Below are 8,160 nucleotides of genomic sequence, written 5' to 3' on the forward strand. Positions count from 1 at the left end.
AACTCGGGCTACCTGACCCGCCGCCTCGTCGACGTGGCGCAGGACTGCATCATCACGCAGAGCGACTGCGGCACCAAGCTCGGCATCAAGATGCGCGCCATCGTCGATGCCGGAACCGTGGTCGCCTCGCTCGGCTCGCGCATCCTGGGCCGTACGGCCTGCGAGGACATTCGCGATAGCTCGGGCAAGGTGATCATCAAGCGCGACACGCTGATGGAAGAGAGCCATCTGGAAGCCATCCAGCAGGGTGGCGTCCAGGAGGTGAAGATCCGCTCGGCGCTGACCTGCGAGCTCGTCAACGGCATCTGCGGCAAGTGCTACGGCCGCGACCTCGCCCGCGGCACGCCGGTCAACCACGGCGAAGCGGTCGGCGTCATCGCGGCGCAGTCGATCGGCGAGCCGGGCACCCAGCTCACCATGCGCACCTTCCACATCGGCGGTGCGGCGCAGATCAACGAGCAGTCGTTCATCGAAGCCAATTTCGTCGGCAAGATCGTGATCAGGAACAAGGCCATCGCCCGCAACAGCGAAGGTCACCTGATCGCGATGGTGCGCAACATGGTGGTCGCGATCGTCGATGCCGACGGCACCGAGCGTGCGACGCACCGTATCCAGTACGGTTCGCGCCTGCACGTCGACGAGGGTGACATGGTCAAGCGCGGCCAGCGCATCGTCGAGTGGGATCCCTACACCCGTCCGCTGCTCACCGAAGTCGAAGGAACCATCGGCTTCGAGGATCTGGTCGAGGGGCAGTCGATCTCGGAGACGCTCGACGAGGCCACCGGTATCGCCAAGCGCGTGGTCATCGACTGGCGTTCGACTCGCGGCGGTGCGGACCTGCGTCCGGCCATCGTGGTCAAGGGCAAGGACGGCAAGGTGCTCAAGCTCGCCCGTGGCGGCGATGCCCGCTACATGCTGTCGGTCGACGCCATTCTCTCGGTCGACATCGGAGCCAAGGTCCAACCCGGCGACATCCTCGCCCGTGTCTCGACCGAAAGCGCCAAGACGCGTGACATCACCGGCGGTCTGCCGCGGGTGGCGGAACTGTTCGAGGCTCGGCGTCCGAAGGATGCGGCGATCATCGCCGAAATCGCGGGCACGATCCGGTTCGGGCGCGACTACAAGAACAAGCGCCGCATCTCGATCGAGCCGATGGACAAGACCGACGAGCCGCGCGAGTACCTGATCCCGAAGGGCAAGCACATCCACCTTCAGGACGGCGACGTCGTCGAAAAGGGCGACTTCATCGTGGAAGGCAACCCGGCGCCGCACGACATCCTTGCGGTGAAGGGCATCGAGGAACTCGCGGCCTATCTGGTCAACGAGATCCAGGAGGTCTACCGGCTCCAGGGCGTGCTCATCAACGACAAGCACATCGAGGTGATTGTCCGTCAGATGCTCCAGAAGGTGGAAATCACCGACCAGGGCGACACGGACATGATCTCCGGCGAGCAGGTCGACAAGATCGAGTTCGACGCGCTGAACGAGAAGGCCAAGGAAGAGGGCAAGAAGCCCGCCACGGGAACGCCGGTTCTGCTCGGCATCACCAAGGCGAGCCTGCAGACCCGCTCGTTCTTCTCGGCGGCATCGTTCCAGGAGACCACCCGCGTCCTCACCGAAGCGGCAGTCAACGGCAAGATCGATCCGCTCGAAGGCCTCAAGGAGAACGTCATCGTCGGCCGGCTGATCCCGGCGGGCACCGGCGCCTCCATGGCCAAGATCCGCGAAGTCGCCATGAAGCGCGACAAGCTGATTCTGGACGAGCGCGAGAAGCAGGCGGCCGTCGTGTCGCCCGCGCCGGAAGCCGAGCTTCCTGCGCTGCCGCCTGCGGAATGATCGTTCATCCGTAGGAATACCGAGAACAATGAAAAGGCCGGCTTTTGCCGGCCTTTTTGCTGCCTTCCTGGCTTGCTGCGTTGCGGGATCAACCTTCGTTCATCTTTCCTTCAGCCGCAAAAGCGCTTCTGCTAGGAGAGCTTGGACCGGTGTCCCGCGAAGGGGGCAGGGCCGGAGACCACGGAACTTTCATGCTTGATCTCGCAATTGTAGGCGGCGGCCCCGGCGGGCTGATGAGCGCCTGGTATCTGAAGCGCAAGCTCGGCGATCTCTGCCGCGTCACCATCTACGAGGCCTCGGACCGGCTCGGCGGCAAGATCGTCACGCGCAAATTCGATTCGGCGCCTGCGATGTACGAGGCCGGCGTTGCCGAGATCTACGACTACTCGATGACGGGGCCGGACCCGCTGCGCGAGCTGATCCAGCATTTCGGACTGCAGACCATTCCGATGGACGCCGAGCAGGTGCATTTCGGCGGCGAGCTCGTCAACGACGTGCCGGGCATGCGCCGCAAATACGGCGCCAAGACCGCGGCCGCGATCGAGGCCTTCCGCAAGCGCTGCGCCGAGGTGATGTCGCCGATCGAATATTACGAGGGCGTCGGCGCGCACGACAACGAGAATCCCTGGGCCTACAAGACCGCCGAGCAGGTGCTCGACGAGGAGGTCGCGGACGAGACGGCCAAGCGCTTCTTCAAGGTGATGGCGCGCTCCGACATCGCGACCGAGAGCCACAACACCAACGGTCTCAACGCGCTCAAGAACTATCTGATGGATGTCGACGGCTATATCGGCCTCTATTCCATCCAGAACGGCAACGAGCAGCTGATCGAGTGCCTGCAGTCGGAGGTCAATGCCGACATTCAGCTCAATCATCGCGTGCTCACCGTCGGCAAGGCCCCGACCGGTCGCTATCAGCTCAAGATGATGAACGGCAAGGGACCGGAGACCCGCGACTTCGATCTCGTGCTGGTCTGCCTGCCGCATTCCTGGCTCGCCACCCTCAGCTGGGAGGGCGAGCAGCTGCGCAAGTCGATGGTCAAGCACGTCGCCTATTTCGACCGCCCCGCGCACTATCTGCGCGTCTCGATCCTGTTCGACGAGCCGTTCTGGGGCGAGAAGATTCCCGGCGCCTGGTTCATGTCGGAAGCCTTCGGCGGCTGTTGCGTCTACAACGAGGGCGCACGTCACGACGTCGGCAAGCATGGCGTGCTGAACTGGCTCATTCCCGGTTCCGACGCGCTGGCGTTCGCCAATCTGTCGGATCAGGAGCTGATCGAGGCCGGCAGCGATTTCAGCGCGGCCTCGCTCGGCGATGCTCGTGCGCATTTCATGGAAGGCAAGATCCATCGCTGGCTGTCGTCGGTGAATGCGGTCCCCGGTGGTCTGCCCGTGCGCGACGTCATGACCAATCACCGGCCCGAGCCTAAGGACCATCCCGGCATCGTGGTGGTCGGCGACTATCTGTTCGATTCGACTCTGAACGGCTTGCTCGACTCCTCCGACGCGGCGACCGATATCATCCTGACCGAGATGATGCGCCTGCGCCGCGAACGCGCGCAGGAGAACCAGCCGCTCTCGGACAAGATCGATCGCGATTATTTCGAGAACTATCGCGGCCTCGGCCCCTATCACGAAGCGTGGCGGCAATTCACCGATCCCGATTATCTCACCAGGTTGATCGGCATCGTCTGGGGCAAGCCGACGGGCGCCAAGCTGCTGGTCGCGGGCTCCGCCAGCGGCGAGCTGGTCGGCGCGCTGCGCGACCGCGGCATCGACGCATGGGGCATCGAGAACAACCGCCCCATTCACGCCAGGACGCCGAAGGCGCTGAAGAAGTACAACAAGCTCGGCTCGATCACCGACATGCCGTTCAAGGACGGTGCGTTCGACTTCGTGTTCGAGACCAGCCTTTGCCACGTTTCCCCGAAGCAGGTGGTCCGCGCGATCCGCGAGCTCAACCGCGTGGTCAAGAGTGGGCTGGTGTTCGGCTCAGTCACCTCGGACATGGCGCCGGCGCTGATCGACCGCTACGACCTCCTGCGCGGCGTGAAGAAGCTCGGCACCTGGTGGGAATGGTCCGAACTGTTCTTCGGGAACGGCTTCGATCTGTCGATGCACCGCAAGGATTGCACCGACGCGCTCTGGGAGGCGACCCTCGCCGCCAACAAGGGGCCGGGGCAATGGTACGCGGACGCCGACTCCTTGCGCTATTCCTTCTTCGATAAGGTCGAGGACGAGGACTAGCCCCGGAAGACGCCGATCGAATTCGCCAATTGTTTTGCCGAATTCATCCTGATCGCATAGAATCGGTTCAATAGCGGTTACCGCTGTTTCCTGCTTCTCTGCGGTCATGCCGGCCGTCAGCATCGGTTGGTTTCATGGCGTCCAAGCCCCTCCCGCCCGACAAACAGAAGGCCGCCGCGGAAGACGCGGCCGAGCTCGAGGATAAGCTTGCTCGCGTCAATCCGGACCTCGAACCCGACGAGGACGAGGACGAGGACGACGAGGAGGATGACGGGCTGGAACTCGACGACGACGATGAGGACGAGGACCTCGTCGTCTTCACGGCGCGCGAAGCCGCCGGTGCGCTCGCGACTATCCTCGGCTTCGTCAAGCCCTATCTCTCCAATTACAAGCGGATGCTGTCATTCGTGGCATTCGGCGTCGTGGTCGAGACGTTGTTCAACGTCATCATGCCGCTCAGCCTCAAATTCCTGATCGACGACGCGCTCGGCGAGGAGGATTTTCAGGCGCTCTACAAGATCCTCGGCGTGCTCGCAGTCGCCGGCATCTTCACCTCGATCGTCGCCGTCTGGTACGAGCGCTGGGACGCGCGGCTTGCCGCGTGCATCATCTCCGATGTCCGCAAACGGCTGTTCGAGCACGTCCAGGACCTGCCGGCCGCCTATTTCGGCCGTACCAAGCGCGGCGAGATCCTGTCGCGCTTCTCGGTCGATCTCTCGGCCTTCGAAGGCTCGGTCAAGACGTTTGCCAACAGTGCCGCGCTGCCGTTCCTGGAATTGATCGCCGGCATCATCCTGATGTTGTTCCTCAACTGGCAGCTCGCCGTGGTCGCGCTGCTGGTGTTCCCGATCACGCTGATCGGTCCGCGTATCCTGACTCCCAAGGCGGTGCAGGCCAATTACGAGCAGAAGCTCAACGAGAGCGCAATGCTCGGCATGGTGCAGGAGAACGTGGCGGCCCAGGCCGTGATCAAGGCGTTCAGCCTGCAACGCAAGATGTTCGGCTTCTTCACCTTGCGCAACGACGAGACCCGCAACAAGATCGCTGCGGCCACTTTCCTCTCGACCATGGTGGAGCGAACGGTGACCATCTCGGTGCTGCTCCTGCACCTCGTGGTGCTCGCGATCGGCGCGTATCTCGCGACAACGGGCCAGATCACCATCGGAACCTTCGTCACCTTCGAGAGCGCGTTCTGGGAGGTCTCCTACAACATCGCCCATCTGATGCATTTCGTTCCGGTTTCGATCTCCTCGGCCGCCGCGATCCGGCACATCCAGGAATTGCTCGATGAGCCGACTCGTGGCGCCGATCGCCCGGGTGCGCCCGATCTGCCGCGCATTACCAACGACATCACCTTCGATCGCGTCACCTTCCGGTACGAGGGCAGCCAGACGGCGGTGCTGGACAATTTCAGCCTCAAGCTCAATGCCGGCAAGCGCATCGCGATCGTCGGTCCGAGCGGCTCCGGCAAGAGCACGCTGCTCAATCTGATCCTGCGGCTTTACGTGCCGGACGAAGGCCGCGTCACCATCGACGGCGTCGATGTCCGCAAGGTGACGCTGGATTCGCTGCGCCGGAGCATGGCGGTGGTGTTCCAGGAGAACATGCTTTTCAACATGTCTATCCGCGAGAATATTCGGCTCGGCAAGGAGGGCGCGACCGATGAGGAGGTGGAGGAGGCGGCCAAGAAGGCCGAGATCCACCGCTACATCATGAGCCTGCCGCAGCGCTACGACACGCCGGTGGGCGAGCGGGGCGACACGCTGTCGGGCGGCCAGCGCCAGCGCATCGCAATCGCACGCGCGATTATCCGTAACCCGTCGGTGCTGCTGCTGGATGAAGCCACCTCGGCGCTGGACCAGACCACGGAAGCGGCGATCAACCGCACGCTGCTCAAGGTCGCCAAGGGCCGCACCCTGATCTGGTCGACCCACCGCCTGACCTCGGTGGTCGAGATGGACGAGATCATCGTGATTTCAGGGGGCAGGGCGATCGAGCGCGGCTCGCATGCCCAGTTGCTTGCCAGGAACGGGACCTATCGCAAGCTCTGGAACGACCAGATCCATCAGTCGCATGGCGCGGCGGCTCATGACGACGACGGCAGGGACCAGGAAGACGAAGAGGACGAAGACGACCTCGAGGACGATGAGGACGGCGACGATCGGGATTGATCGGCCGCAGTGATTCCGGTGATCGTCATTCGTGCGGTCCGCTTCTGACGGTGCGTTCGTCGATTCGGAGAATCGATCGGATGGTTCATGCGGATGGGTCGGCCAAAGGCTCAATCGGCGATATCGGCGGCCCCGGTCGAGCCCGGCCACGCTGCGCCGATGAGGCGGCGTTCCCTCGCGGAGTGTTACCGGAGCCAAGAGATTAACCCTTGTTAACGGATTAAAAGCCCAGGCCCTCGCTGAGAGTTATATAATTGCTTTGTACCCGGATTTAATCCGGCCGCAGGGTGGCGGATTGAAGGCTGCGCGCCTATATCAGGACGGTGCGGCGAGGCCGCAGACAGCGATTTGCCAAGGCTCCTGAAGCGCTTCGTGACTGTCGTTTCGCCTTGACTGGACCGATTCTCGCCTATAGAAAGCGCCTCACTTAACGACAGGCGGTGAGCATCGCCAGCGTCGGAACGGGCCACCCGTTGATCCCCAAGAACTTGCTTCAAAAGGATCGCTCAAGGCGGGCACCAACCTCGACGAATGCCGCTCAAACGCTGTCGATCATAGCTAGGCAATGCCAGTGCGACTTTAGTTCTCTTGAGCAAGTTCTCTTGAGATCGAATTCGGATGCATGACCTCAGTGTGCGGGCCGCGGCTTTGAGCTGACGGCCTGAAGACTGCGGTCCTCTGTGGCGTCGAAGCGCTTTCCGCTCGTTGATGGAGCGGTTGGCGCAATTTCGCTTTGCGCGGATCGTTCCGCGCGAGGCGGCCCCCTTCGGGCGGGTGGCTCGAAAGAATTTGCGGTCCCGGCAACGGGCCGCGGCAAGACAGCGGACCCGAAAGGGGCCGCGGCAGAACAAAGGGTAAGGCCAGGATGCCGACGATCAACCAGCTGATCGCTCAACCGCGGGAAGTGCAGAAGTCGCGCAAGAAGGTGCCGGCGCTGCAGCAGTCGCCGCAGAAGCGTGGTGTTTGCACCCGCGTCTACACCACGACCCCGAAGAAGCCGAACTCGGCGCTTCGTAAGGTCGCCAAGGTGCGCCTGACCAACGGCTTCGAGGTGATCGGCTACATCCCCGGTGAGGGCCATAACCTCCAGGAGCATTCGGTGGTCATGATCCGCGGCGGCCGCGTCAAGGACTTGCCGGGCGTGCGCTACCACATCCTCCGCGGCGTTCTGGATACCCAGGGCGTCAAGAACCGTAAGCAGCGTCGTTCGAAGTACGGCGCCAAGCGTCCGAAGTAAGCGGGAACCAAGCCTATGTCTCGTCGCCACTCTGCGGAAAAGCGCGAAGTTCTCCCGGATCCGAAGTTCGGGAACATCATCGTCACGAAGTTCATGAACTCGGTGATGTACGCCGGCAAGAAGTCGGTTGCGGAAGGCATCGTCTATGGTGCGTTCGGCATCATCGAGAGCAAGACCAAGCAGAACCCGCTCGGCGTGTTCGAGCAGGCGCTCGAGAACGTCATGCCGACCATCGAGGTTCGCTCCCGCCGCGTCGGCGGCGCGACCTACCAGGTTCCGGTCGAGGTTCGCTCGACCCGCCGCCAGGCCCTCGGCATTCGCTGGCTGATCGCGGCCGCGCGCGAGCGCAACGAGAAGACGATGACCGAGCGGCTCTCGGCGGAGCTCTTGGACGCATCGAACAACCGGGGGAACGCCGTCAAGAAGCGCGAAGACGTGCACCGCATGGCGGAAGCCAACCGCGCCTTCTCGCACTATCGCTGGTAACGGCGAAACAAACGGACTCGCAAGGAACACCCCATGCCCCGCCAACATGCCATCGAGGACTACCGTAACTTCGGTATCATGGCGCATATCGACGCCGGCAAGACGACGACGACCGAGCGCATCCTCTACTACACCGGCAAGAGCCACAAGATCGGCGAAGTGCACGAAGGTGCCGCGACGATGG

The 8,160-nt window shown here is 63.0% G+C and carries 5 protein-coding genes and 1 pseudogene; all 6 read left to right on the forward strand.

The genetic code is table 11. From position 1 onward, the window contains the following. Nucleotides 1-1,836 (forward strand): annotated as a pseudogene (locus JHD07_RS26600) (DNA-directed RNA polymerase subunit beta'); the annotation flags it as partial. 191 nt (nt 1,837-2,027) lie between these two features. Continuing rightward, nucleotides 2,028-4,082, forward strand: coding sequence for an FAD-dependent oxidoreductase (locus JHD07_RS26605; RefSeq protein WP_291627440.1), 2,055 nt, complete (start codon nt 2,028-2,030; stop codon nt 4,080-4,082). A 134-nt stretch (nt 4,083-4,216) separates the two neighbouring features. Beyond that, nucleotides 4,217-6,253: an ABC transporter ATP-binding protein gene (locus JHD07_RS26610; RefSeq protein ID WP_291627442.1), complete on the forward strand. Its 2,037-nt coding sequence runs from the start codon at nt 4,217-4,219 to the stop codon at nt 6,251-6,253. An 865-nt stretch (nt 6,254-7,118) separates the two neighbouring features. Continuing rightward, the gene (gene rpsL / locus JHD07_RS26615) at nt 7,119-7,490 is read left to right on the forward strand and encodes a 30S ribosomal protein S12 (RefSeq protein WP_007603006.1); all 372 of its coding nucleotides are present in this window, start codon (nt 7,119-7,121) and stop codon (nt 7,488-7,490) included. Between the two features lie 15 nt (nt 7,491-7,505). Then, nucleotides 7,506-7,976: a 30S ribosomal protein S7 gene (rpsG, locus tag JHD07_RS26620; RefSeq protein WP_018647239.1), complete on the forward strand. Its 471-nt coding sequence runs from the start codon at nt 7,506-7,508 to the stop codon at nt 7,974-7,976. Between the two features lie 33 nt (nt 7,977-8,009). After that, nucleotides 8,010-8,160, forward strand: a 151-nt coding sequence (locus JHD07_RS26625; protein ID WP_291627448.1) for a GTP-binding protein, incomplete at its 3' end; no start/stop codon positions are given.

The sequence above is a fragment of the Bradyrhizobium sp. genome, from assembly GCF_016462955.1.
In the GTDB taxonomy this organism is placed as follows: Bacteria; Pseudomonadota; Alphaproteobacteria; order Rhizobiales; family Xanthobacteraceae; genus Bradyrhizobium.

Excerpts from the sequence above, each read along its gene's own strand:
- JHD07_RS26605 (WP_291627440.1), top strand. The coding sequence starts at position 2,028 with ATGCTTGATCTCGCAATTGTAGGCGGCGGCCCCGGCGGGCTGATGAGC.
- rpsG (WP_018647239.1), top strand. The coding sequence starts at position 7,506 with ATGTCTCGTCGCCACTCTGCGGAAAAGCGCGAAGTTCTCCCGGATCCG.
- rpsL (WP_007603006.1), top strand. The coding sequence starts at position 7,119 with ATGCCGACGATCAACCAGCTGATCGCTCAACCGCGGGAAGTGCAGAAG.
- JHD07_RS26610 (WP_291627442.1), top strand. The coding sequence starts at position 4,217 with ATGGCGTCCAAGCCCCTCCCGCCCGACAAACAGAAGGCCGCCGCGGAA.